General features: G+C 64.4%; 19 protein-coding genes. 6 read left to right on the top strand and 13 right to left on the bottom strand.

Annotation, left to right across the window (positions count from 1 at the left end; translation table 11 throughout):
• The first annotated feature begins 9 nt into the window (after positions 1–9).
• Together recG and GV819_RS01530 are read left to right on the top strand one after the other, a co-directional pair.
• Positions 10–2,085 (top strand): ATP-dependent DNA helicase RecG, encoded by a 2,076-nt coding sequence (gene recG / locus GV819_RS01535; RefSeq protein ID WP_161752823.1) that lies wholly within the window; start codon positions 10–12, stop codon positions 2,083–2,085.
• A gap of 80 nt (positions 2,086–2,165) precedes the next feature.
• The gene (locus GV819_RS01530; protein ID WP_161752821.1) at positions 2,166–3,566 is read left to right on the top strand and encodes an aminoacyl-tRNA deacylase and HDOD domain-containing protein; all 1,401 of its coding nucleotides are present in this window, start codon (positions 2,166–2,168) and stop codon (positions 3,564–3,566) included.
• An 81-nt stretch (positions 3,567–3,647) separates the two neighbouring features.
• On the opposite strand, the gene GV819_RS01525 is transcribed toward GV819_RS01530, so the two are convergent.
• The 13 genes from GV819_RS01525 to tagH form a co-directional block, all read right to left on the bottom strand.
• Complete coding sequence (locus tag GV819_RS01525) at positions 3,648–4,031, bottom strand: helicase (RefSeq protein ID WP_161752819.1); 384 nt, start codon at positions 4,029–4,031, stop codon at positions 3,648–3,650.
• A 140-nt stretch (positions 4,032–4,171) separates the two neighbouring features.
• Entirely contained in the window at positions 4,172–5,101 is a 930-nt protein-coding gene (tagQ, locus tag GV819_RS01520) for a type VI secretion system-associated lipoprotein TagQ (RefSeq protein ID WP_161752817.1), read from the bottom strand.
• 86 nt (positions 5,102–5,187) lie between these two features.
• Complete coding sequence (locus GV819_RS01515) at positions 5,188–6,897, bottom strand: formylglycine-generating enzyme family protein (RefSeq protein WP_161752815.1); 1,710 nt, start codon at positions 6,895–6,897, stop codon at positions 5,188–5,190.
• Positions 6,890–8,092, bottom strand: coding sequence for an ABC transporter permease (locus GV819_RS01510; protein WP_161752813.1), 1,203 nt, complete (start codon positions 8,090–8,092; stop codon positions 6,890–6,892). The genes GV819_RS01515 and GV819_RS01510 overlap by 8 nt, the downstream gene beginning before the upstream one ends.
• Positions 8,092–8,808, bottom strand: coding sequence for an ABC transporter ATP-binding protein (locus GV819_RS01505; protein ID WP_161753120.1), 717 nt, complete (start codon positions 8,806–8,808; stop codon positions 8,092–8,094). The genes GV819_RS01510 and GV819_RS01505 overlap by 1 nt, the downstream gene beginning before the upstream one ends.
• Entirely contained in the window at positions 8,808–11,873 is a 3,066-nt protein-coding gene (locus GV819_RS01500) for a serine/threonine-protein kinase (protein WP_161752812.1), read from the bottom strand. The genes GV819_RS01505 and GV819_RS01500 overlap by 1 nt, the downstream gene beginning before the upstream one ends.
• Positions 11,874–11,875: 2 nt before the next feature.
• Positions 11,876–12,610, bottom strand: coding sequence for a PP2C family protein-serine/threonine phosphatase (locus GV819_RS01495; protein WP_161752811.1), 735 nt, complete (start codon positions 12,608–12,610; stop codon positions 11,876–11,878).
• Positions 12,611–13,264, bottom strand: coding sequence for a type VI secretion system-associated protein TagF (gene tagF, locus GV819_RS01490; protein ID WP_161752810.1), 654 nt, complete (start codon positions 13,262–13,264; stop codon positions 12,611–12,613).
• Positions 13,261–16,764, bottom strand: a complete 3,504-nt coding sequence (gene tssM, locus GV819_RS01485; RefSeq protein WP_161752809.1) for a type VI secretion system membrane subunit TssM — start codon at positions 16,762–16,764, stop codon at positions 13,261–13,263. Before tssM ends, tagF begins: the two co-directional genes overlap by 4 nt.
• On the bottom strand, positions 16,761–18,086 hold the full coding sequence (locus GV819_RS01480; protein WP_161752808.1) for a DotU family type VI secretion system protein: 1,326 nt from the start codon (positions 18,084–18,086) through the stop codon (positions 16,761–16,763). The genes tssM and GV819_RS01480 overlap by 4 nt, the downstream gene beginning before the upstream one ends.
• A 6-nt stretch (positions 18,087–18,092) precedes the next feature.
• Positions 18,093–19,430 (bottom strand): type VI secretion system baseplate subunit TssK, encoded by a 1,338-nt coding sequence (tssK, locus tag GV819_RS01475; RefSeq protein ID WP_161752807.1) that lies wholly within the window; start codon positions 19,428–19,430, stop codon positions 18,093–18,095.
• 15 nt (positions 19,431–19,445) lie between these two features.
• The gene (gene tssJ / locus GV819_RS01470; protein WP_161752806.1) at positions 19,446–19,952 is read right to left on the bottom strand and encodes a type VI secretion system lipoprotein TssJ; all 507 of its coding nucleotides are present in this window, start codon (positions 19,950–19,952) and stop codon (positions 19,446–19,448) included.
• Positions 19,953–20,015: 63 nt separating this feature from the next.
• A complete protein-coding gene (gene tagH, locus GV819_RS01465; RefSeq protein ID WP_161752805.1) occupies positions 20,016–21,452 on the bottom strand; it encodes a type VI secretion system-associated FHA domain protein TagH in 1,437 nt (478 codons plus the stop codon).
• 392 nt (positions 21,453–21,844) lie between these two features.
• On the opposite strand from tagH, the gene tssA reads away from it, so the two are divergent.
• The 4 genes from tssA to GV819_RS01445 all read left to right on the top strand — a co-directional run bounded on the left by tssA (position 21,845) and on the right by GV819_RS01445 (position 25,608).
• Entirely contained in the window at positions 21,845–22,864 is a 1,020-nt protein-coding gene (gene tssA / locus GV819_RS01460; RefSeq protein WP_161752803.1) for a type VI secretion system protein TssA, read from the top strand.
• A gap of 81 nt (positions 22,865–22,945) precedes the next feature.
• Positions 22,946–23,461 carry a type VI secretion system contractile sheath small subunit gene (tssB, locus tag GV819_RS01455; RefSeq protein ID WP_102881305.1) on the top strand — a complete coding sequence of 172 codons (516 nt, stop codon included), beginning with the start codon at positions 22,946–22,948 and terminating at the stop codon, positions 23,459–23,461.
• A gap of 16 nt (positions 23,462–23,477) precedes the next feature.
• A complete protein-coding gene (tssC, locus tag GV819_RS01450) occupies positions 23,478–24,971 on the top strand; it encodes a type VI secretion system contractile sheath large subunit (RefSeq protein ID WP_161752801.1) in 1,494 nt (497 codons plus the stop codon).
• A 148-nt stretch (positions 24,972–25,119) separates the two neighbouring features.
• Positions 25,120–25,608 carry an Hcp family type VI secretion system effector gene (locus GV819_RS01445; protein ID WP_161752799.1) on the top strand — a complete coding sequence of 163 codons (489 nt, stop codon included), beginning with the start codon at positions 25,120–25,122 and terminating at the stop codon, positions 25,606–25,608.
• The last annotated feature ends 123 nt before the right edge of the window (positions 25,609–25,731 follow it).

Raw genomic sequence — 25,731 nt, 5'->3', positions numbered from 1 at the left:
ACGAGCGCGATGACTGAGCTGTCGAAAGTGCCGGTCACGGCACTCAAGGGCGTGGGTGAAGCCATGGCCGAGAAACTGGCCAAGGTCGGCCTGGAGAATCTCCAGGACGTGCTGTTTCACCTGCCCCTGCGTTATCAGGATCGCACCCGCGTGGTACCGATCGGCGCCCTGCGCCCCGGCCAGGATGCAGTGATCGAAGGCACCGTCAGCGGCGCCGATGTGGTCATGGGCAAGCGCCGCAGCCTGTTGGTTCGCCTGCAGGATGGCACCGGCGGCCTGAGCCTGCGCTTCTACCATTTCAGCAACGCGCAGAAGGATGGCCTGAAACGTGGCACCCGGGTGCGTTGCTACGGTGAAGCCCGGCCCGGTGCTTCGGGCCTGGAAATCTACCACCCCGAATACCGCGCCATCAGCGGCGATGAACCCCCGCCAGTGGATCAGACCCTGACGCCGATCTATCCCCTCACCGAAGGCCTTACCCAACAGCGCCTGCGTATGCTCTGCCAGCAGAGCCTGGCGCTGCTCGGCCCTCGCAGCCTGCCCGACTGGCTGCCGGAGGAACTGGCCCGGGACTATCAGCTGGCCCCCCTGGACGACGCAATCCGCTATCTGCATCACCCACCGGCGGACGCCGATGTCGACGAACTGGCCCTGGGTCACCACTGGGCTCAGCACCGCCTGGCCTTCGAGGAGTTGCTGACCCACCAACTGTCGCAGCAACGTCTGCGGGACAGCCTGCGCTCCCAGCGCGCCCCGGCATTGCCACTGGCGAAAAAACTGCCGGCCGGGTACCTGAAGAACCTGGGCTTCACCCCCACCGGTGCGCAACAGCGTGTCGGCAATGAAATCGCCTACGACCTGAGCCAGCCGGAGCCCATGCTGCGGCTGATCCAGGGCGACGTTGGCGCCGGCAAGACCGTAGTCGCCGCCCTCGCCGCCCTGCAGGCACTGGAAGCCGGCTACCAAGTGGCGCTGATGGCGCCCACGGAAATCCTCGCCGAGCAGCACTTCATCACCTTCAAGCGCTGGTTGGAGCCCCTGGGCCTGGAAGTTGCCTGGCTGGCGGGCAAGCTCAAGGGCAAGAACCGCGCCGCGGCGCTGGAACAGATAGCCGCCGGCGCACCGATGGTGGTGGGCACCCACGCCCTGTTCCAGGACGAAGTGCAGTTCAAGAACCTGGCCCTGGCGATCATCGACGAACAGCACCGCTTCGGCGTGCAGCAGCGCCTGGCCCTGCGCCAGAAAGGCGTGGGCGGCCGTCTGTGCCCGCACCAGTTGATCATGACCGCCACGCCGATTCCGCGCACCCTGGCCATGAGCGCCTACGCCGACCTGGATACCTCGGTCCTCGACGAACTGCCCCCCGGCCGAACGCCGGTGAACACTGTGTTGGTGACCGACAGCCGCCGCGTCGAGGTGATCGAGCGAGTGCGCGCCGCCTGCGCCGAAGGGCGCCAGGCCTATTGGGTCTGCACCCTGATCGAAGAATCCGAGGAGCTCACCTGCCAGGCCGCCGAAACCACCTACGAAGACCTCTCCAGCGCCCTCGGTGAACTGCGAGTGGGGCTGATCCACGGCCGCATGAAACCGGCGGAAAAAGCCGCGGTAATGGCCGAGTTCAAGGCCGGCAACCTGCAACTGCTGATAGCCACCACGGTGATCGAAGTCGGGGTCGACGTGCCCAACGCCAGCCTGATGATCATCGAGAACCCGGAACGCCTGGGCCTGGCGCAGTTGCACCAACTCCGCGGGCGCGTCGGGCGCGGCAGCGCTGCCAGCCACTGCGTGCTGCTCTACCATCCGCCGCTTTCACAAATCGGTCGCCAACGCCTGGGCATCATGCGCGAAACCAACGACGGCTTCGTCATCGCCGAAAAGGACCTGGAACTGCGCGGCCCTGGTGAAATGCTCGGCACCCGCCAGACCGGCCTGCTGCAATTCAAGGTCGCCGATCTGATGCGTGACGCCGACCTGCTGCCGGCGGTACGTGATGCCGCCCAGGCCCTCCTGGAGCGCTGGCCCGACCACGTGAGCCCGTTGCTGGAACGCTGGCTGCGCCATGGCCAGCAATACGGCCAAGTGTGAACCAACGCTCAGTTAATGGACCAACGGCATAACCAAGCTGGTTATACTCGTCAAATTGTAGAAAAAACGGATACCAGACCATGACAGAAGTTGCCCTCGCCACTGCAACCCCGCACGCTCCGTCTGTTATCCGGTTGCTGCTCGGCAAGCTGGCCATCAGCTACAGCGAAGTCACCGACCAGCCGGGCCTGCCGGCTGCGCGCAAGGTTCAGGCAGTGCTGCTGGACGACGCCATCGGTGCACTGATGGTGCTGTTCCCGCAGAGCCAGTTGCTGGACCTCAATCGCCTTGCCGAGCTCACCGGCCGACGCCTGACGGCGGTCTCCACCGAACGCCTGGAGCGCATGCTCGGCAAGCACAGCCTGAGCCTGCTGCCCGGACTCCCGGCATTGACCAGCTCCCCCTGCCTGTACGAAGAAAGCCTGCTGCGCGAGCCCAACCTGCTGATCAATTCGGGCGAGCCGGGATTGCTGCTGGAAATCACCCGCGAAGACTTCAAGAGCATGCTCAGCAAGGCCAGCGCCGGTAACTTCGGCGAACCCCTGAGCAGCATCCGCCCCAACCTCGATCGCCCGGATGACGACCGCGAGGAAATCACCCAGGCGATGCAGGCCTTCACCGCGCGACGCATCCAGCAGCGCCTGGAAGCCACCATCGAGATCCCGCCGCTGGCGGAAACCGCGCAGAAGATCATCAAGCTGCGAGTCGACCCCAACGCCACCATCGACGACATCACCGGCGTGGTGGAAACCGACCCGGCCCTGGCCGCGCAAGTGGTCAGCTGGGCAGCCTCGCCGTACTACGCATCGCCGGGCAAGATCCGTTCGGTGGAGGACGCTATCGTCCGCGTGCTGGGTTTCGACCTGGTCATCAACCTGGCGCTGGGCCTGGCGCTGGGCAAGACCCTGAGCCTGCCCAAGGACCAGCCGCAACACGCCACACCGTACTGGCAGCAATCGATCTACACCGCCGCCGTGATTGAAGGCCTGACCCGCGCCATGCCCCGTGCCCAGCGCCCGGAATCCGGCCTGACCTACCTTGCCGGCCTGCTGCACAACTTCGGCTACCTGCTGCTGGCCCACGTGTTCCCGCCGCACTTCTCGCTGATCTGCCGGCACCTGGAGGTCAACCCGCACCTGTGCCACAGCTATGTCGAGCAGCACCTGCTGGGCATCAGCCGCGAGCAGATCGGCGCCTGGCTGATGCGTTACTGGGACATGCCGGACGAACTCTCCACGGCGCTGCGCTTCCAGCACGATCCAAGCTACGACGGGGCCTACGCCGAGTACCCGAACCTGGTGTGCCTGGCAGTGCGCCTGCTGCGCAGCCGCGGCATCGGCTCAGGGCCTCACGAAGAAATTCCCGACGCCCTGCTCGAACGCCTGGGGCTGGGCCGCGACAAGGCCGACGACGTAGTGAGCAAGGTACTGGAGGCTGAAGTACTGCTGCGAGAACTGGCTTCGCAATTCAGCCAGGCCTGACGCCTGCGCTGGCAAGCCAGCTCAGCGCCTACGGATACGTGTATAGGCACTGGCTTGCCGGCGCAGTGCTTGCCCGTTCCCTCAAGCCTTGGGCTTGGTCTTCCTGGGTTTCAAATACTTGGTCAGGCCCTGGAACCACATCACCAGCGCCGGGTTGCCCTTGATCTGGATCGACTTGTCCTGGATGCCGGTCATGAACGCCAGCTGCTTGTTCTTCGCCTGCATGGTCGCGAAGCCGTAGGCGGCATCCTTGAAGGCAATGGCGAACGCCGGCTCGGGGTAGACACCCGAACGGCTGGTGATGCGCTGGTCTTTGACGAAGAAGTGACGCGCAACCTTGCCGTCGAGAGTCTGCAGCTGGAACACCAGCTCCTTATCACCCAACTGTTGCTGAAAAGCAGGATTGTTGCGGCTGGCTTTGCCCATCAACAGGCCAAGCACCCAGAGAAGAAAACGAAATTTCATGCACGGCGCCTCAGTGGAATTATTGGGTGGCCGGCGCAGTTTAACCTGTCACGGGAAGAGCGCCAGCCGATCTGTTCGATGACTCGAAGATCGACTGGCGTTCAGCACTTATCGCGACATCTTGTCAGACAATCAATGACTCAGACGTTCGGGCAGGGTACCGGTGCCCAGTCACCCAGGTCCGGGTTCTTGCACATGCTGTTGACCTGAGTCTGGCCGGTGGTAGCGACCTGAGAGCTCTCGGCTTGCTTGGTCTTGGCCTCCTGCATCGACTTCTCGGTGCTCACCGCTTCCGTAGGCACTGTGGGCAGCTTGGGCTGCTTGACCGGCGGCTTCTTGATCTTGCCGCTGCCGGTGGTCACCGGGGTGATATCGGCAGTCGCCACCTTCACCACGTCGGTCCGCTGCACGCCCACTTGCTGCAGGTCCTGCTCGTAGGCCTGGTTGTACTTGCTCAGGTCTTCGCTGGCACGGCCGTTCACGGCAGTGATCAGGTCGTTGGACTCTTTCAGGCCACTGACAATTTCCGCCAGGCGCTTGCGCCCCTCGACGTCGTTGATCGAGTTGGCCTTGCGGGCACTGATCAGGCTGTCGAAGGCACGCTGGTAGCACGTCTGCGAAGCACGGGCATATGCAGTGCTGCGATCGATGTCGGCGGCGCTCTTGTTGACGTCAGTGGCGTAGGAAGCGATGCGCTGATTGTCATCGGTGATCTGCTTCTGGCGCTCGGTGTAGTAACCGGCGGCACCACCGGCCAGGGCGCCACCCGCAGCACCGATGGCGACGTTACGACCGCGCTTGTCGGAGTCACCGGCCAGGGCGCCGAGCAAGGCACCACCAGCAGCGCCCAGGGCGGCACCGGTGACCACAGACTTGGTCATGTTCGAATCAGTGGCGCGCAGGTGCTGCACCGGCTCATAACAGCTCGGGTAGTACTCGACCTTGGTGGTGGAGGCAACTTTGGACACCGCAGAGGTCGCGCAACCGGTCAATACGGTGCTGAACCCGGCGGCAACCAACAGCAGGTGACGCTTGGAAGTGGAAGCAAATGGATTGCGGGAAAAAAGCATGTGCGTGATCTCGATTAAGTTTGACCAACTCGGCACGACGTAACGTCGCCCGAGCTCCTCCAGGCTCGACAAACAACAGCCAGTCATTACTTCTGACCGGTCGATGCGAGCAGTTCCTTCAAAATCGCCGCTGGGTCAGCTCGCCGTTGCTGGCGATAATTCCCGACATGGCGAACGAATAGCGTGGCACGCGTCACCAGGCTCTTGCCGAGCACTGGCTTGCGATTGAGTTCTTCCTTGATTCGTTGAAATTGCGCCTGGATCACCGCATCGGTGTAGCGGGTGCCCGTGGCCAGGTTGTCGATGTAGATCGCCACCGCACCGTCCAGCGCACTGCGGCCGTTATCGATGGCTTCGGCGAACAGCTTGGCGCTGGGCTCGTCCTTGGCATCGATGGCCTGCTGCTGGCTCTTCTTCAGGTTGGTCAGGCGAATGTTGTAGTTATTGACGGTCTCGGCCACTAGCGCGGCGGACTGGATCAGGTTGCCGGCCGCCTCCTCACGCTGCTGGGCGATCAACGAGACGTTGCGCTTGAGCTCTTCGTTGACCAGTCCCAGTTCCGCTTGCAGGCGCGGATCGACACTGGCGGCGATGATGCTGTCCAGGCGTTTGGTAGGGTCCTGGACATCGTCGATGGCGTCGGTCAGGGCCGCCAGGCGCCCCTCTTTCTGCCACTGGGCGAACAGTTCCTTGTAGCGCGAGCGCGGCGCCGACAAGGCACCGATGGCCACGCGAAACCCCGTGGTTTCATTGCTCTGTTCGGTGCCATCGGCACCAAACAACGGGTACTCGCGACGCATGCCGGTAAACAGCGTGCCCTCGCCTTCCAGGTAGTTGCCGCCCTTGACCACAAAGCCGCCATAAGTGCCCTGGCGCCGACCGGCGTGTACCAGCTGGAAGGACTCCTGGACCATCTCGGCAGCGTTGCCGATCACGTCGAACATACCGATGGGGTTGGGCAGCTTGGTGCCGATGGGCATCAACCGCGTGGCCTGGCCGGTGCCGCCGGCCACCTGGTTGAACACCGCCCAGTCCGCCAGCGGGCCATCGCTTTCGCTGCCTTCCACGCGCCGCGGGAACAAGCGGCCTTCAAGCTCCTGGCGACTGACTGCCTGACCGCCGCGGGCGGCGTATTCCCACTCCACTTCGGTGGGCAGGCGCACGAACCCCAGGCCGCCGTCTTCCGCGGAGCTACCGCGACCGCTGACTGGCAGCAGGTCACGGTGATTCTTCATCAACCAGGCGCTGTACACCGCAGCGAAACGCTCAGCCTCAAAGCGTGACAGCTTGACCTTGGGCAGGCGCCCTTGCATGCCTTGCGGCACCTCACAGGCCGGGGCCGGCTCGCCACTGGCCAGGGACTGGGCTTGCGCCATCACCTGGGCGTACTGGCGCGCGGTGACTTCATATTTGCCGATGAAATACAGCATCGGCTTGAGGGGCACTCCGGCACCGGTCTTCGGCAAGGCCGGGCCAATGGTCTTGCCCCAGGCTCCGGGCAGATCCTTGAGGGTGAACTGACCATTGATGTAGTCCCGGCGATAGCCGGAAATGAACGACTGCTGATAACCGCTCTCGCCTTCGCTGAAGGGATAGCCAAGATTGACCTCACGGTCGTCCAGGGTGCCCTGGGCCAATACATAGACGTAGCGGAACACCATCTCGCCCTCGCAGGGCAGCGGCAGGCTGACGTCGTCCGGCAACGGCTTGGGGTTGTCCATCTTGTTACTGGCATCTTCGGCGCACACGGCACCGGCCAGACTCAGGGCCAGCACAGCGCTGATCAACTTATACATCGCGAATTCCTTCACAGGCTTCAATCCGCGACACTCGCCAGCCACCCAGCGCGGCGGCCAGGGTACTGACGCCGAGCGTCGCCAACAGGGCCAGCCCGTAATGGACCGGCAGCAGATGACTGGCGTACTCGCCCGGCGCCTGCATGAACAGATGATTCAGCCCGGCCTGGGCCAGGCCATACAGAACGCCGCTCAACACGGCGGCGAGAGCGGCGCTGTACAGCGCCTGGGTCACCACGAACAACAACAGCGCAGCCGTGGAGAACCCCAGCAGGCGCAGGACCGACAACTCCCGGCGCTTGCGCTCGACCGCTGCCAGGGCGCCAGCAAATATCGCTGCAAAGGCCCCCACCAAGGCCAACCCGGTGATCACCCAGAAGACAATCGACAGGTTGCGGCTCAAGGACTGCACCTGAGCGATGGTCTGCGCCTGGGTCGACACCAGCAGGCCGCGCTCGGCGAAGTAGAGCCGCAGCGGCTCGACGTCATCCAGACCGCGGGCATACAGGCGAAACGCCGGGTAGACCCGCTGCCCGGCCAGCGCCGGGGCTTCGCCGAGCCAGCCCAGGGCTGCCACAGCGCGACCGTCGCGATAATCCTCGGCGGCCTCCAGCAGTGCCAGGGGGGCGAACAAGGCATCACGGGCGAAGGCCTCCAGGGGCAACACGCCCTCGACCTGGACGCGAGTCCGCTGCACCTCGCTGCGCCCTGCCACCTGCCGGCCGAAGGTTGCCTGCAGCCAGTCTCCCGGCTGCACCCCCAGCTTCTCGGCGGCTGTGCGGCTGAGCAACACGCCACTCATGCTGCGGGGCGCCGGCAAAAGCCCAAGCAAAGGATCCGAGACGGCGGTAGGGAGCATTTCCACGGTCACGCCGATATCCCCCGTGCCCCGGGACAGATCCGCCGTAGCCGCGATCTGCCGGGTTCTCGGCACGGCGAACGCCACCTCCGGCCGCCGCCCCAACTCGGCAATGAACTCGGTACTGAAACGCCCGCCACCCAGGGGAATGATCTCGCGCACTGCCGGGTCCTTTTCCAGGCGCTCGGTCAGGCTGCTGACCAGGCCAAACTTGAGCCCGAACAGCACCAGCAACGGTGCAATCACCGCCACCAGCGCCAGCACCGAACAAGCCGCAAGCCAGGTATCGGCCCGGTAGTCCTCCCAGGCCAGCGCTACAGTCAGGGCCGCACGCATCAGCACGCCTCCCCGAGGGTCGCGGTGACCCCACCATCGGCATCGCGCTGACAGGCGATACGGCGGACCTGCAAGCCATTGGCCCGGGCCAGTGGTTCATCGTGAGTGGCAATCACACAGCACAGTTGCTGCTCCCGGGCCTGCTGCACCAACAACTGCATGACCCGCTGGGCATTCAAGGGATCCAGGGCCGCGGTCGGCTCATCGGCCAGCAACACTTGCGGCCCGTGGGCCAAGGCCCGAGCGCAACTGACCCGTTGGCGCTGGCCCACCGACAAGGTGGTGGGTTTCTTGTGCAATTGATCGGCGATTTCCAGGCGTTCGGCCAGGCGCCGGGGAATGCCCTCGTCGGCCAGCCCAAGCAACTGCCGAGGCAGGCTGATATTGCCACGCACGTCGAGGAACCCCAGCAGGCCGCCAGTCTGCAGTACATAACCCATGTGCCGACTGCGCAGCTCGGCCAGGGCACTGTGCCCCGTCGCTCGCCAGATGCCCGCGATGTCGATGGCGTCATGGGCCGGAGTGAACTCGAAACGTGCCGCCGAATCCGGAGCCAGCACCAGCGCCAGCAGATCGAGCAAAGTGCTCTTGCCACATCCGCTGGGACCGACCACTGCCAGTTGATCGCCCGCACGCAGCTGCAGCCTGGGGATCACCAGGCTGTAGCGTTGGCGACCCTCGCCACGACTTTTGCGCACCGCCAATAAATCCAGGATCACGGCAGTGTCGACAAAGGCACGCGGTACAGCGCGTCACCCGGCTCGGCATCGCCGAAGCGCACCCAGTTGGCCAGGTCGTTGTGGAAGGTTTCATAGAGACGGATCTTCGAATCCAGCTCGTCGATGAAATCCTCCTGCTCGGCCACGCTCAAGGACAGCCACAGGTCCTGGGTCATGTTCAGCGACTTGCTGCGGTACGGCAGCCCTTCCAGGTATTCCCCCAACACGCCGCCGCCAGCCAGGTTGCCGCCCTTGCGCAGGGCCGATGGATCACGGCTCATGTAGGCACTGGCGCTGGCGATTTCCTGGAAGAAATCCTTGGGCGAGGTCTGGGTCTTGCGCGCCGCATCGACGATCAGCTTCAACGACTGCTGCAAGTCGTTGAGCTGCAGCTTGGTGAGCATCACACAGACCTGGAACGCCGGCAGCGCCGGGTTGGTCAGGTCGCGGTCGGCGGTCCAGGCGCTGACCAGCTGCGGCGCCTGGCTGGCCGCTTTGCGGCCGAGGAAATCCATGTGCATGGCATAGCCGATGGCCGCGGATTTCTGCGCGATGCTGGGCGCCGCCGCCAGCAGCGGGACTTCCTGGTTCTGGTTGCTGCGCACCTGATGCACCAGGTCGGCGAACACCGTGCCGATCTCGTCGACCCGTTCACCGAACTTGCGCACATCGCCACCGGGCACCGGGATGTACAAATCGCCGATCTTCGGGTTGGCGTCGGCGGTCAGCACCCGGTACTGGGTTTCGGCCTGGGCGTGGTTCTTCTTGCCGGCGTCGGTGCGCAGGTGCAAGGCGTAGATCTTGATCTGCTTGCCCAGGGCCGCCTGCCGCACCTCCGCCTCATTCATCTGAGTGCGGCTGTAAGGGTCATTCTTGCGCAGCGCCCCGGCATCGCTGACCAGCAGGATCAGGCGCCCGCCGTAACCCTTCCAGTCCATGCCTTCCACGGCCTGCATGACCCCGGCAAAGGCATCTTCGTTGAACGAGTGGCTGGACACGTTGGTGGCCTTGACCTGGCTCATCAGCTCCTGGAAACGCTGGGGATCGCGACCCTGGTCCAGAGTCACCAGGGTCTTGGTCACGTACTCCAGGCCCGGGGTCTTGCTGGTGTTGTTGCGAAAGCCAACCAGGCCAAAGCTGACGCTGTCCAGCTCACCACGCGCGGCGAGCTTGCTTTGCAGTTCGTGCACCACATCGCGTACCTGATCGATGTAGGGCTGCATCGACACCGAGGTGTCCACCACCAGCACCACCGCCGTACGGAAGGCATCGGCGGTCGCCGGGGCATTCGCCGGCAGGCTCTTGCCACTTTTGTCGCTGATACTCTGCGGGCTGCTGCCCGGGTCGATGGAAGCGACATTCAGCAACTGCACCGGCTGGCCGTTCTCGTCGAAGCTCTCCTTGGAGTCGAAGATCGGCAGCAAGTAGAACTGGTCCTGGGGCACCGCGCTGGCGCTAGGCTCCAGGGCCAGTACCTGCTGTTCATCCTGGGGATTCTTCTGCGCCTTGAGCAGCAGATTCTTCGCCGCTGCCGGGTCCGCCAGCAGGCGCTCCAGCTCACTGGCCTGACGCACGAACATCACCGGTGCACGACCGGAACGTTCGGTGAATTTCAGTACCATGCTCTGCTTCCAGTCACTGACCTGCTCGGCCGGCAACCAGCCGGCGCTGCGACCGTCACTGGCGGCCCCCAGGCGCAGCCAGGAGCGGCCGTCGAGGTTCTTGCGCTGATACACGTAGAGCACTGAGAACGCGGGCACTGCCTGGCCCGGCGTGGCTCCGGGGGCGCTGGAAAAACTCGCCCCCGGCTGGCTCAGCACCCGCTGGAACAGGGTCTTCTTGCCCGGCATCAGTAGCGGACGCTGGCCACCATCGACATCGGCCGCCACGGGCTGATTCACCGACGGTGCCACCACCGGAGGAACAGCAGCGGCCGTCGAGGCAGTCTGGGGCGCAACCTGCGAGCGATCCCCCGACAACCACCAATACCAGGCACCGGCCGCTGCCAGGGCCACCGCCACTGCAACGCCAGCCAGGGCCAGCACCGGCCCGCGACGCTGCCCGGAAGCTACAGAGGAATCTACAGGCGGCAGGCTCGAGGAATGTTGTGGCTGCGCCAACGGCTCCGGGCGAGGCTCCTGAGGCGGCGCTGATGGCGGTGGCGCCTGCTGCACAATCTCGGTCATCCCGGCCGGGTCGTCGCCCAAGGGCGCCTCCTGGGGCGGCAGGGACAAAGGCTGGATCAGCGTCGCCTCGACCTCCGGGGCCGCCTGCGGCAGGTGGTCCAGGGCCGCCAGCAAAGCCGCGGCGTCCGGGTAGCGTTGCCCCGGATCCTTGGCCAGCAGCTTGCCCAGGATGTGCTGGTAGCGCCCATGGTGCAGCGGCAGTTCCGGCAGCGGCTCGGTCAGGTGCGCCAGAGCCGTGGACAACGCATCGGTGCCGCTGTAAGGCAGCTCACCAACGAGGACTTCATAGAGCACCACGCCCAGGGCGTAGAGGTCGGCGCGACCGTCAATTTCCTGGCCACGGGCCTGCTCGGGGCTCATGTAACTGGGCGTACCCACGGCGAAACCGGCCTGGGTGAACTGGGTGCGGTCGTCCAGGGACTTGGCGATACCGAAGTCCGAGAGCACCGCCGTGCCATCGGCGCGAAACAGGATGTTGGCCGGTTTGACGTCGCGGTGCACCAGTCCCTGGGCATGGGCATAACCCAGGGCCGAGGTGATCTGGCGGATGTAGATCAAGCCCTGCTCCGGGGTCAGCCCGGCGGCGATGCGTTCTTTCAGCGTGCCGTTGGGCAGGTACTCCATGGCCATGTAGTACAACGGCCCGACATTGCCGATGTCATGGATGGTCACGGTGTGCGGGTGCAGCAGCCGCGCCAGGGTCTTGCCTTCGCGCAGGAAGCGCTCGCAGAAGCTCGGGTCGGCGGCCAGCGCCGCGGCCATGACCTTGAGCGCTACTTTGCGCTCCAGGGAGCGCTGGGTCGCCAGGTACACGGTGGCCATGGCGCCTTCGCCAATCTCGCCCTGAATGTCAAAGCCGGGAATCAGAATGTCCATGGTCAATGTCCTGTGGCCTTGATCACGATGGCCGTGATGTTGTCCGGCGCGCCCCGGGTCAGGCCCAGGTGAATCAGGCTGCGGACCACGTCGTTGGGTTCGCTGTGGCTGAGCACTTCACGCAGCTCAAAGTCTTCAGCGGTCTTGTTCAGGCCGTCGCTGCACAGCAGGAAGGTGTCGCCGTCCTGCACCTGCAGGTCGACCTGGGACAGCTCCAGTTGGGCTTCGACACCAATCGCCCGGGTGACGATATTGGCCCGGGGATGGACCCGCGCCTCGGCCTCACTGAGCAGGCCACTGTCCTGCAGGTCCTGGACGTAGCTATGGTCGCGGGAAATGCTTTCCAATTGCTCGTCCCGCAGCCGGTACAGGCGGCTGTCACCGGCCCACAGGCAGACTGCCCGAGCACCGCGCACCGCCAGCAGGACCACCGTGCTGCCCATCATGGTCACCCCGCGATTGGCGGTTTCCTCGTGTACCGCAGCATTCACCAGCGCCAGGCCATTGCGCAGCGCAGCGACGTATTGGTCCAGGCTGTCGGCCGCCGGAACCGCCCGCAGGCTGTCGACGATCAAGTTGCTGACATAGTCCCCGGCAGCGTGCCCGCCCATGCCGTCGGCCACCAGCCAGAGGCCGGCCTCCGGGGCTTCGAGCCAGGCGTCTTCATTGATTTTCCGCACCATGCCGACATGGCTGTAACTGGCGGATGAGTAGGACAGTTGTGGCGCTGAAACCATTTAGACGGCACCTTCTTGTCCGAGCAGAAATTGCGCAAATTCACTGGCGGGCGGCAACCCCTGGCAGCGCAGCAACATCGGGCTGATGTGCTGCGATCCCCGGCCCCACCAGACACTCGATCCGGCACAGGCCTGGGCGGCCAGTACCGCGCCGCGAGCCTGCGGATCACTGACATAAAACCGCTGCAGGCCGGCAAAGTGGCTGCCTTCGGTGCACGCCGCCGGGCGTGGTGCCCCCAGGGCCTGCAAGCCCTCTTCCAGGACTTCGAAACGGGCGCCCTCATCCAGAGTCGCCAGCAACAGTTCCTCTACGTGTTCAAACCACTGCTCCGGGCCGCTGACCAGGGAGGCGAGATCACCTTCGGGGTCCAGCAGCGCCGCCACGGTCAGGGGAAAATAACGCCCGACCCGGTCGATACTCGGCATCACCACGCCCACCGCCGCCTGGGGTCCGCAGACTCCCGGCGCCACAGCGAAACGCCACAGTGGACTGACCAGATAGGCGTTCAACCAGCGCTCCCCCAAGGCGTTCTGGCTGGCCACCAGACCTGCCGCCAGCCAGCTGTCCCAGGGGCCGATAAAACTCTGCGGCAGACCGCGGCTGACAAAGTCGCCACGGCAGGCCAATTTGCCGTACAGGCCAGGCGTCGTCATAACCGCTCCGGCAGGCTGAAGCCGCTGAGCACCCGGCTCTTGAATGGGTTGAAGGCACTGTTGGCCCGCAACTCGTAGGAGATGCTCGCGCCGTCCACCTGCAGCCGCAGGTTGAAACGGTCCGGCGAGTTGCCGGCGCTCAGGTCCGATTGCTCCAGCAGGCGGAACCAGGCCCACGGGCCCTCCAGGGTCACCCCGGAACGCCCAGTGGCCGAGGGTGGCATGATCGACAAGCGAACCACGCCAATGCTCCCCGGATTCGGCCATTGCATTGCCACCGGCCGGCTTGGGCCGTGGTCGTAGCTCAACTGCTGGCCGTCCAGGTCGAGGAGGAACTGGCTGATGCTGGCGTCCATGGCCACCGGTTTGAGTTCGAAACGCACGGTCGGCTGGGTGCCACCGGTGCGGAAGAAAGCATCGCGGATACTCGCCGCCCGCTGGAAGGTTTGCAGCACGCCGGGGGCGATCCCCAGCTTCTGCGCCGCACCCGGCTGCCAACTCCAGGTCGTCGTCGACGTGTTGACGTAAGGCTGCAGGTACTTGCGGAAGTAGTTGTCCATCACCCCGCCGACACCGAAGAACTGGCCGAAGTCATCCAGGGTCGCGTCCCGGGCGCTGCCCGGCGACATCGGATAACGCCCGCCCAGGGACTGGCGATAAACGTTGACCACCTCGCTGACCCAAGCTGCGTTCAGTTGATTGCGCACTCCGCCCATCATGGTGTTGGTGGTCGAACCGACCACCGACTTGACCAGACCCTGGACCAGCGGCGGCTGGCGCGCAGCCGTCAGGCTGACCCGCGCGGCAGCGGCACTGGCCTGGTTCTTGGCTTCACCGAGCAAGGCATCGCCGCTGGCTCCGACCATGGCGCTGACCTGCACGTACAAGGCGTTCATGTCCGACAGCAGGCCATCGATGGCCGCCGGCTCGCCTTCGTTCTTGCTTACCAGGCTATTGAGATCGGCAAAGTGCCCGCTGAGCGGATCATCCGCCGCCACCGCGGCGTTCGGATTGGCCGCCTGCTCCTGGCCCAGCAGCGAGCCCAGGCGCTGCTTGAGCTGATCGACGCCGCCCTCGACCTTCTGGCCCTGAGCCGCCAACAGGCGCTCTTCCTGTTGCAGGTCGGTTTCCTTGGCCACCGCCACCAACAGTTTCTTCAGGGGCGAACTGGGCCCGGAGAGAATTCGCAGCACATCCGCGGCCTGGGCCACGCTGGTGATCGGCACGAAGTCGAGGTCCGCCAGCAAGGCGTCCCACTGGCGCAGGTAGTCCTGGAAGTACAGGCGGCGCACATCGGCGGCCAGGCTGGCGACGTTCTGCCGGTCGGCCTGCTCGCGCCCCAGTACCCATTGTTCTTCCGCCAGGGTGCCGGCCTGGTTGAGGCTGGCCAGGAGGAAGCCTTCGCGGTAGCCCTTGGCGGTGAACAGCCCGCTCAGCGGTTCGCTCAATGGCTTGCCGCTCTTGCGGGTGAACACCAGCGCCGCGTCACGGCCCCCGGCCTCGCTGAGACGGAAATCCGGCACCCCGGCCGGCAGCTTGGCACGCTTGACCCGGTCGTAGATTCGCTGGGCCACCGGCAGCTGTTGCAGTTGGCGACGCAGATCGTCGATCAGGTGCTGGTCCAGGCGCGCATTGGGTGGATGTTTTTCGAACAGCGCCTGCAAGTGAGTGGTCAAGGCCTGGCGCTGTTCGGGCGGCAGGTCGCGGGACAGGGTCTGGTCCCAGTCCAGGGTGATCCAGGCCTTGATGAAGTCCGGATCGTAGTGTTCGTTGTCCGCCAGCATCAGGTAGGCCTTGAGTCCCTCGTAGAGGAAATCCGAGCTGCCGCCGCTGTGCAGTTGTTCCTCGATGCGGGTCATCAGCCGTGGGGCGAACACCGCCACCAGCAGCTTGCGATAGACGCTGGCCGACTCGGCTTCGAGCATGTCGCCCTGATACAGGCCCAGGCCTTCGGCCCAGCCCGGTGCATCGCCGGCCAGGTGCCGGGTGGCATTGAGCAGCGGCAGCACCGCCAGCACATCGCGCTGGGCCGGGCTGAGGTTCTGCACGCTCTCGCGCACCGGCACCACGCGCTGGTCGACCTGGGCGATATAGGCCTGGTTGGCCCGGTAGCTGACAATCCACAGGGTGCCAACCACCAGCACCAGGGCCACGCTGGCCGCGAGGGCGCTACGGGCGATCCATTTGCGCCGGCGCTCGACCTTGGGGTTGACCCCCACCAGCCCACGCTCGGCAAAGGCCACGGCGCTGAACAGCTTCTCGATGAAGTAACTGCGCCCGGTGCCGGTCTGCCGCGCCAGATGCTGGCGGTCCAGGTTCATGCTCTGGGCCATGGCGCCGATCAGGCGGTCGATCGGGCTGCCTTCCTGGGTGCCGCTGGTGAAATATACCCCGCGCAGCAACACCCGCTCTTCAAAGGCGTTGGGCTTGAACACACCGTCGAGGAAACTCTGCAGGGATTCCTTGAGCGCCGCGAACTGCTGCGCGAAGCCATAGATCAGGTCACGCCGCGCCGGGTCGCGCTCCTGCTGCAGGCGCTCCACCAGCCGCTCGTTGAGCCGCTGCTCCAGGGCGGCCAACTCTGCCGGCAGTTGGGCCAATGGACTGTCGCTGCCCTTGCCGTCATCCAGGGCGAAGGTCATGCCCCAGACCTGGCTTCGCTCTTCCTTGCTCAGGGAGTCGAAGAACTCCATGAAGCCCGGCACCAGATCAAGCTTGGTGAGCATCAGGTAGATCGGGAAACGCACCCCCAGTTGGGTGTACAACTCCTGGATGCGCTGGCGGATCGCCGCCGCGTGAGCGGCACGCTCCGCTTCGCTGCCCAGCAGCAGATCGGACAGGCTGATGGCGACGAAAGCACCGTCGATGGGCCGCCGCGAACGTTGGGTTTTCAGCAGATCGAGGAAGCCCAGCCAAGCGGCCTTGTCCACCGTCGCATGGCTGTCCTGGGTGGTGTAGCGGCCAGCGGTGTCCAGCAGTACCGCTTGGTCGGTGAACCACCAGTCGCAATTGCGCGTACCACCGACGCCGCGCACGGCACCGGCGCCCAGCTGCGCCGCCAGGGGAAAATGCAGGCCGGAATTGACCAACGCCGTGGTCTTGCCAGACCCCGGCGGACCAATGATCACGTACCACGGCAGCTCGTAGAGATTGCGTCGCTCATCACCACCAAGCTTGGCTTTCTTCAGCAACACCAGGGCTTCGGCCATGCGTTGGCGCAAGGCCGCCAGCTCCTCGGCGGTGGCCACACTGTCCGGGTCCGGCGAGGTATCGGCGGCCAGGCTCTGCAGGACCTTGGCCGCATTGCGCCGGGCCTGGATGATGCGAAATACCCGGTAGGCGATCCACACCGCGAAGATCAAAATGATCAGCGCCCAGCGCCGGCCTTCCGGCACCAGCGACTCCAGCAGCGGGCCAATGAACCAGATGATCAGGCTCAGGGCGATCAGGCCCAGCAACGGGATCACCCAGCGAATCACCAAACTGAAAAACGCCTTCACTCGACCCCCTCCGCCAATACGCTGATTTCGACCCGACGATTACGCGCCCGCCCTTCGGCGGTGGCATTGCTTGCCAGCGGCTCGGTGTCGCTGCGGCCTTCGGCGCTGAAGCGCTCCGGCTGGCCGGTCTTCGCCGCGAGGATCTGCAGCACCGATTCGGCGCGGGCCTGGGACAGTTTCCAGTTGGACGGGAAGCGCAAGGTGGCGATCGGCCGATTGTCGCTGTGGCCGGTGATCCGCACCTGGCCCTTGACCTTGCGGATGGCGTCGGCAATGCGCAGCATCAGCGGCTGATAGTCATCGACAATGCTGGCGCTGGCCGAGGTGAACAGTTCATCGCCACGGATGGTCACCACCGAGCGGTCGACCGCGTCTTCTACCGCCACTCGCCCGGCCTTGATGTCCTCGGCGAGGAAACCCGCCAGACGCGGGCGCTCCACCAGCTTGGGCTGGATTACCGGACGATCCAGGGTCTGCACCGGGATCTCGCCCAGGGCATGAATATTCTTGAACACTGGCTCGGCGTCCGCCGCCAGCTTCAGGCGCAAGCCGAACAACAGCGCCAGGAGCAACGCCACGGCGATGGCGATGCCAACCCAGGGCGGCATGAACTGCGCCAGGCGATCCCGGGCCACGCTGACCCCGCGCCAATGCGGTGACAGTTCGCGTTCGTGTTCGCCACGGGCGCTGCGGATGGTTGCCGCCGTACGCTCACGCAGGGCTTCAAGCTGGCTGCGACCGTCGATCATTACCCGGTAACGGCCTTCGAAACCCAGGCACATGCACAGGTAAAGCAGCTCCAGCAGGTACAGGCGTTCACGCGGGCTTTGCAAGCAGTGCTCCAACAGCTGGAAGACCTTCTCGCCGCCCCAGGACTCGTTGTGCACGGTGATCAACAGGCTCTGTTTGCCCCAGTCGCTGGTACTGCCCCAAGGGGTACTCAACACCGCTTCATCCAGCGCCGTGCACAGTGCATAACGGGCCAGCAGCACGTCGTTGCGTGGCACCCCAGCCGCTTCGGCACGTTCCTCGAACTGACGCAGGTAGGCCAGCAGTTGCGCCCGCAGGCTGGCCGGCGCCGGGTGCGCCAGGGTGCTGCGCAGCCGCGTGAGCAAGGCCAGCAAAGGCCCGGCAGCGCTTTCCAGCGGGTTCAGCCCGCGGGCCTGGCCGGCGGCCAGCGGTGCCGCCGGCATCGCCCACGACGCTGCGGGTGCAGCAGCCGGGCGCCCGGATTCAGGCACGCGGCCACCCGGGCGCGGCATGAATTGGGTACGGTCATTGGCCGGGGAAGGCTGCCCTGGCGAATCGTCGAAAGGATGCATCGCGACTTATCCTCGAATGGCCCAAAAGGCCAGGTTCAAGCCCGGGAATTCCCCGGCGACGTGGAATGCGAAGCCACCGGAATGGAGCAGTTGTTTCCAGTGCTCGCTGCCACGGTCGAGCTCGTAGTAGGTCGAGCCGGCGTGATACGGCAACTGCCGTGGCGCCACCGGCAGCGGCAGCAGGCCAATGCCTGGCAGTTGCAGGTTGACCAGGTCGCGGATGTGCTCCACCGAACCGACCTTGCTCTGCTGGGCGAAACGCCCGCGCAGGGTTTCCCCGGGCACGTCGGCGCGGACCACCAGGATGAAGCTGGCGCTTTCCAGCAGGGTGCGGTCCGCCAGCATTGCCACATGCACGCCGTAGGCTTTCTCGACGATGGGGATCGGCGTCGCCTTGCTGTCGATCAGCATCGACAGGGCCTCGCGCAGGGCCTGCATCACTGGCGTGAAACTCAGGGCCAATTCGTCGTGCTGGTACTGCGGATACTCCGCCGGACGCCGGGCAGCAGTATTGGAGAAGGTCGAGAACTCACCGGCCAGGCTCACCAGTTCGCTGTACAACCGCTCGGGGTGCAACGGGCTGAGCTGGTTCAAATGGCTGATCAGAGGCTGCGCGCGATTCACCAGTTGCAGCAGCATGAAGTCGGCGATTTCCGAAGCGCCACCGGCCCCCGAAGCGACCACCCGACCAGCCAGGGCTTCGCCACGCTGATGCAGCAGGCCCAGCAATTCGCTGCGAAAGGCGCTCAACGGCTTGGACGCGGCCACATCCAGCAGGGGCGGAATGTAGCTGTCATCCAGCACCAGGGCGCGGTCGGCGCGCTTTTCCTTGACCCGTACCACCCCAATCGCGGCGTAGTCGCTCAGGCCGTCCTGAGCCGTCAGCAAGCGCAAGGCACGGGAGCCCACCGCCACCGGCGCACGGTTTTCAAAGGCGGCGTTATCGTCACGCACTTCCCGCACCTGGCTCAGGTAGCGCGCACCGCCCAACTCCTCGCCTTCGTCCACGGTGTCGCGGGCGCCGGCACGCTTGAGGGGCAGCGCCAGGTACACCAGGCCGTCCCGCAGGTTGTCGTCGATGCTCAGTGGGCTCGGTGCCAGGTCGTCATGGGGAATGTTGAACGGCGTCCCGTCGGGCAACAGGCCCCGGGCACTGACGATGGCCAGCTTGCCCTGGGCCAGCAGGCCCTGATCGATGCGCAGCTCGGAGAAGCCCCAGGCCCCCGCCGACAGCGGACGGCTGCGGGCGTCGATGAGGTTTTCCAGGTAACGGTCATGCTGCTGGAAGTGCTGGGTTCCAATGAACATGCCTTCCGACCAGACCACGCGATTGTTCCAGGACATGGTTGCTCCGATTGCCTATTGGGCAGGGCTGGATGGGGATTCCACGAGTTCGGCGCTGACCGCACGGACATCGAGGACGATCTGCGATCGGTTGAGTTTGTGCGGCACGGCGTAAACCCCGACCCGCCACAGCGCCTGGTCCACCTCGCGATAGCCCACCAGCAGGCCGATGTTGCGGGTGGCCGGGTCGAGGGTGCGCTTGAGGGTGAAGCGATCGCCGGGCCGCACCAGGACCTCGTCCTGGTCGACTAGGTCGGGGCCCAAGGTCGCCGGCGCACGTTCGGCCAAGGCGAAGTAATCCGAACGCATGAAGGTCGCCGGGTTCTTCAGCTCGAAGATCCGTACCCGTACCGGCGTGCCCTGGCCATCAGGACCGGGGTTGAGCCCGGCCACGGCGAGGAAATCCAGCTCCACCGCGGTGGCCACAGGCTCTTCCTTGACCGCCTCGGCTGGCGGTGGTGCCTCCTTGGCACAAGCCGCCAGTACCAGCATGGCGACCAATGTCAGCAATCGTTGAATCATCCTGCGTCCTCAATGACGTATCAGCTGTCCGTGTATCCGTGTGTTGGGGTGTTCCAGGCTCGCTCAGGAACGGCGTAGCCGGTGGGTATGTTCTTCGTAGGCACGACTGAATTCACGACCGAACAGGTCCTGGAAGTCGTCCTGGGCTTCGCGGGAAATCTGGCTGTAGAGCGCCGTGAATTGCTGCCAGTTCTGTGCCTGGCGCGAACCGTTGAACAGGTTGCCGAGGCCGCCGGGCTTGCCCATGCGCGCTTCCAGTTCACTGGGTTCGAAACGCCCCAGCAGATGCTTGATGGCAGCCTCCACACCGGCCATGACCGCCAGTTGGTGGGCTCGCAGATCATCGAAACTGTCCTGCACCGCCTGGTCCGGGGCCATGAACGCCTGGCTGCTGTGGCGCAGCAGCAGGAGCATGGCTTCGTCAGCATTCGGGGCGAACTTCAGCGGATTGTTTTCCACCGGGCGAATCATCGTCTGCTGCATGCGGAACTCGCCCTTGAGGCTGCTGCGGGCACGCAATACATCGATCAGGCCCTCGACCATCAGCCGATAGCTGCGGCCCAGGCTTTCCATCTGCGCCTGGGCCTGCTGCGGGTCGATGCGCAAATGGTCCAGCCCAGCGCCCCGCAGGAAAGCCTGCAGCAGGTCCACCTGAGGAGCCGCCACCGGCGCGGGTGCCGGAGCAGTCGGAGCCTTTGGAACTACGGGCGCGATGGCTGGCGGCTGTGGCGGTTCGGCAGCGAAAGGGGCAGTGCTGGCAAACGGGGCCGGGGCAACGGCGGGTGACGCCATCACCGGCGGCACGTCAGGCCGCGGCGCAGGCCGGGCCGGCGCTTCGGCGAACAGGTCCCAGTCTTCCGGAATGACCGCGGCCCCGTGAAGAGGCGACGGTGCCGGTGGAGATACGGACTGAGGCATCGAGGTGTGAGTCGGCGGACGAAAATCGTGCTGCTCGGCCGGCACATGATCGGGTTGGGTGGCCGGCGGGGTCGTGCTCGGGGTCAGAAAATCGAACAGGTCAGGAAAGGTGTCCTGTGCCGAAGCCCCCTGGAAATGCGCCACCGGCGCCATGGCAATCGACTCGATGGGGGTTGCTGGCGCCGGCTGGCGCCCCATCAGCGCCTCAAAACTGTTGGAGCGGTCCCCGGAAAAGGCTTCAGCCTGAGCACGACTCAGATTGAAATCGATCCGCGCACTGATTTCATAATCACCAATGCGAATGACCTCACCGTCTTCAAGAAGCTCGCTGTTACCCCGACGCATGCGAATACCGGCGCGGACTAACTCAACACCATTAGTGCTGTTATCGGTCAAGTAATAACGGCCATCCTTGTATTGGATGACACAGTGCTTCGCGGAAACTAAGCGCTCGGGGTCAGGAAGTACCCAGTCATTATCGGAACTACGGCCAATTGCCATCATACCCTGATCCATTAGTTTCTCAGGGCATTGACCAGGGGTAATCTTGTGATAACTAGTGATAGTCAAACACAGCGACATCGCGCCTCCTTGCTGTACTTCCGCGTGCGAACCGAGCTTGGGGAAAAAGTTCCGCAAAAATATGAAAAGCCCGCAAATAATCCTTTAAACAGCGCCATTCACAGCATGATTACTCAACTTGAACCACGCAGATGACAAAAGCTTTTCACCCCACCCTAATCTGACTCGCTGGTCAAAGAACTAATAAGACGACATAACACTGTCATGCGGGGCGAATAGCTTACCTTGACAAGGCACAACTACTACACCAAAAATGCACAACTTCTTGAACACGGATGATGGCCCACTAATATCAGTGAGTCCATGTTAACCAAGAAATGTGCACTCGTTCACAAACAACTAGTGCATTAATTGCCTGACTGTCTTGCAGGCTGATAGGGAGATCAAAGCCGGTGGATGTACCGATGTTGCTCGCCGCAATTTCAGCAACTTCGCCTTGTGGCGAAGACCTGGAATATCACGCGGATTTCTTGCACCTGGAGCGGGCTGCGCAAGGCCAGCCCGAGCGCAGCATGGGCGACTCGACCCTTCCCGCCGAGCCACCGGACTGGCGCAGCATCCAGCAACAGAGCCTGGACTTGCTGGCGCGCAGCAAAGACCTGCGCATCACCCATTTTCTGCTGCAAAGCACCCTGGCCCTTGAAGGCCTGCCGGGCCTGGCCACCAGCCTCGAACTGATCAACGGTCTGCTCCGAGACTACTGGGCAGAGCTGCATCCGCACCTGGATGCCGACGACGACAACGATCCCACCGTGCGTATCAACGCCCTGGCCGGCCTGGCCGCCGACGCCACTATCGGGTTGCTGCGCGAAGCCATCCTGACCCGTTCCCGGACCTTCGGTCCGGTGAGTGTGCGGGCGGCGCTGAACGCTGCCGGCTTGCAACACTTTTCCGGCGAGAGCCTGGCGTCCGATCACTTGGCCGGCGCTCTGCAAGACAGCGATCCCCAGCACCTGGAAACCATTCGCCATGCCTTGAGCAGCGCCCGCTCGGCAGCCGAATCCATCGAGCAGCAAGTCAGCGAACAGGTGGGCTCCGCCAGCGGTGTGGACCTTACGGCCCTCAAGCAGCCCCTGCGCCAGGCGCTGCAGGTGCTTGGCCAGCACACCCCCCAGGCCGCCGGCCACAGTGCCGACGAGAGCACCGAGAACCCTGCGCCGGAGCACTCCGGCACGCCCGTGGCACCGGCCCAGGTACGCGTCGGCGGCGAGATCAACAGCCGCGAAGACGTGCTGCGCAGTCTCGATCGGCTGTTGGCCTACTACAGCCGCTGTGAACCCTCGAGCCCGCTGCCGGTGTTGCTCACTCGGGCCAAGCACTTGGTCAACGCCGACTTCGCGAGCATCGTGCGCAATCTGATCCCCGACGGCATGTCCCAATTTGAAAACCTGCGCGGCCCAGAATCCGACTAACCCCGGACAGGCCGAACAGTATCGTCAGCGGCAATCACCGACCGACGCCAACACCGTCGCAGCAGCGACCAGGAGCACAACGTGGCGAAGCAAAGTTCTCAGAAGTTCATCGCGCGCAACCGCGCGCCTCGGGTGCAGATCGAGTACGACGTGGAACTCTACGGCGCCGAGAAAAAGGTCCAGCTGCCCTTCGTCATGGGGGTGATGGCCGACCTCGCGGGCAAACCCGTGGAGCCCCTGGCAGCGGTGGCCGACCGCAAGTTCCTGGAAATCGATGTCGACAACTTCGACTCGCGCCTCAAGGCCATGCAGCCCCGCGTGGCGTTCCACGTGCCCAACGAGCTGACCGGCGAAGGCAACCTGAGCCTGGACATCACCTTCGAGAGCATGGACGACTTCAGCCCCGCCGCCGTGGCGCGCAAGGTCGACTCACTGAACCAGCTGCTGGAAGCCCGCACCCAACTGGCCAACCTGCTGACCTACATGGACGGCAAGACCGGCGCTGAAGAAATCATCATGAAAGCCATCAAGGATCCGGCGTTGCTCCAGGCCCTGGCGAGTGCGCCAAAACCTGTGGACTCCGAGCCGAACGCGTAAATCAGGACCAACGACCATGACCGAATTGATGCGTGACAATCAGGCCCAACCCGGCGCCACCGAGCAAGCCAGCGAGTTCGCCTCGCTGCTGCTGCAGGAATTCAAGCCCAAGACCGAGCGTGCCCGCGAAGCCGTGGAAACCGCGGTGCGGACCCTGGCCGAGCAGGCCCTGGCGCAAACCGACCTGGTGTCCAACGACGCGATCAAGTCGATCGAATCGATCATCGCCGCCATCGACGCCAAGCTCACCGCCCAGGTCAACCAGGTGATCCACCACCCGGAATTCCAGAAGCTGGAAAGTGCCTGGCGTGGCCTGCACTACCTGGTCAACAACACCGAAAGCGACGAGCAGCTGAAGATCCGCGTGCTCAACATCTCCAAGCCGGAGCTGCACAAGACCCTGAAGAAATTCAAGGGCACGGCCTGGGACCAGAGCCCGATCTTCAAGAAGATGTACGAAGAGGAATACGGCCAGTTCGGTGGCGAACCCTACGGCTGCCTGGTAGGCGATTACTACTTCGACCAGTCGCCGCCGGATGTCGAGCTGCTGGGCGAGCTGTCCAAGGTCTGTGCGGCCATGCACTCGCCGTTCATCGCTGCGGCCTCGCCGACCGTGATGGGCATGGGTTCGTGGCAGGAACTGTCCAACCCGCGTGACCTGACCAAGATCTTCACCACCCCGGAATACGCCGGCTGGCGTTCGCTGCGTGAATCGGAAGACTCGCGCTACATCGGCCTGACCATGCCGCGCTTCCTAGCGCGCCTGCCGTACGGCGCCAAGACTGACCCGGTAGAAGCCTTCGCCTTCGAAGAAAACACCGACGGCGCCGACAGCTCCAAGTACACCTGGGCTAACGCCGCCTACGCCATGGCGGTGAACATCAACCGTTCGTTCAAGCACTTCGGCTGGTGCTCGCGGATCCGTGGCGTGGAATCCGGTGGCGAGGTCGAGAACCTCCCGGCCCACACCTTCCCCACCGACGACGGTGGCGTGGACATGAAATGCCCGACCGAGATCGCCATCTCCGACCGCCGTGAAGCGGAACTGGCGAAGAACGGCTTCATGCCGCTGCTGCACAAGAAAAACACCGACTTCGCCGCCTTCATCGGCGCCCAGTCGCTGCAGAAGCCGGCCGAGTACGACGATCCGGACGCCACTGCCAACGCCAACCTGGCCGCACGCCTGCCGTACCTGTTCGCCACCTGCCGCTTCGCTCATTACCTGAAGTGCATCGTGCGCGACAAGATCGGCTCGTTCAAAGAGAAAGACGAAATGCAGCGCTGGCTGCAGGACTGGATCCTCAACTACGTCGACGGCGACCCGGCACACTCCACCGAAACCACCAAGGCCCAGCACCCGCTGGCTGCGGCGGAGGTGGTGGTCGAGGAAGTCGAAGGCAACCCAGGCTACTACAACTCGAAGTTCTTCCTGCGCCCGCACTACCAGCTCGAAGGGCTGACCGTGTCGCTGCGCCTGGTCTCCAAACTGCCGTCCGCCAAGGGCGCCTAACCCGCGTAGGAGCCGGCTTGCCGGCGATGCACTCAAGGGCGCCTCGTTTCCCGAAAACCGGCGCCATCGTTGACGACCATCGCCGGCAAGCCGGCTCCTACAGGTTCATATACGAAACATCGTGGCAAGTGCCACACAGGGAGAAAACATGGCTGTTGATATTTTCATCAAGATCGGTGACATCAAGGGCGAGTCCATGGACAAAGCCCACAAGGACGAAGTCGACGTGCTGAACTGGAGCTGGGGCATGTCCCAGTCCGGCAACATGCACGTTGGCGGCGGCGGCGGCGCGGGCAAGGTGAACATCCAGGACCTGTCGCTGACCAAGTACGTCGACAAGGCCTCGCCGAACCTGATGATGCATTGCTCCAGCGGCAAGCACATCGACAAGGTGCGCCTGACCGTGCGCAAGGCCGGCGGCGAAAGCCAGGTCGAGTACATGATCATCGACCTGGAAGAAGTGCTGGTTACCTCGCTGAGCACCGGCGGTTCGGGCAGCGATGATCGCCTGACCGAGAACGTCACCCTGAACTTCGCTCAGGTGATGGTCGAGTACCAGCCGCAGAAAGCCGACGGCACCAAGGACGGCGGCCCAATCAAGTACGGCTGGAACATCCGCTCGAACACCAAGCGCTGACCCGCTGCGATCGCCGCCCTGGGCGGCGATCGACCCGCTCCCGCGGCATACGCGGGGACGGCTGGCGAGGAGCGCTTCCTCGTGAGCCCTGGGTCATGCCCCTTTTCGTGACGTCATGCCTGC

It is taken from the genome of Pseudomonas sp. Fl5BN2 (genome assembly GCF_009908205.1).
Classification (GTDB): domain Bacteria; phylum Pseudomonadota; class Gammaproteobacteria; order Pseudomonadales; family Pseudomonadaceae; genus Aquipseudomonas.
Note: the sequence above shows the minus strand (reverse complement) of the source record. Positions and strands in the feature narration are given on the sequence as shown.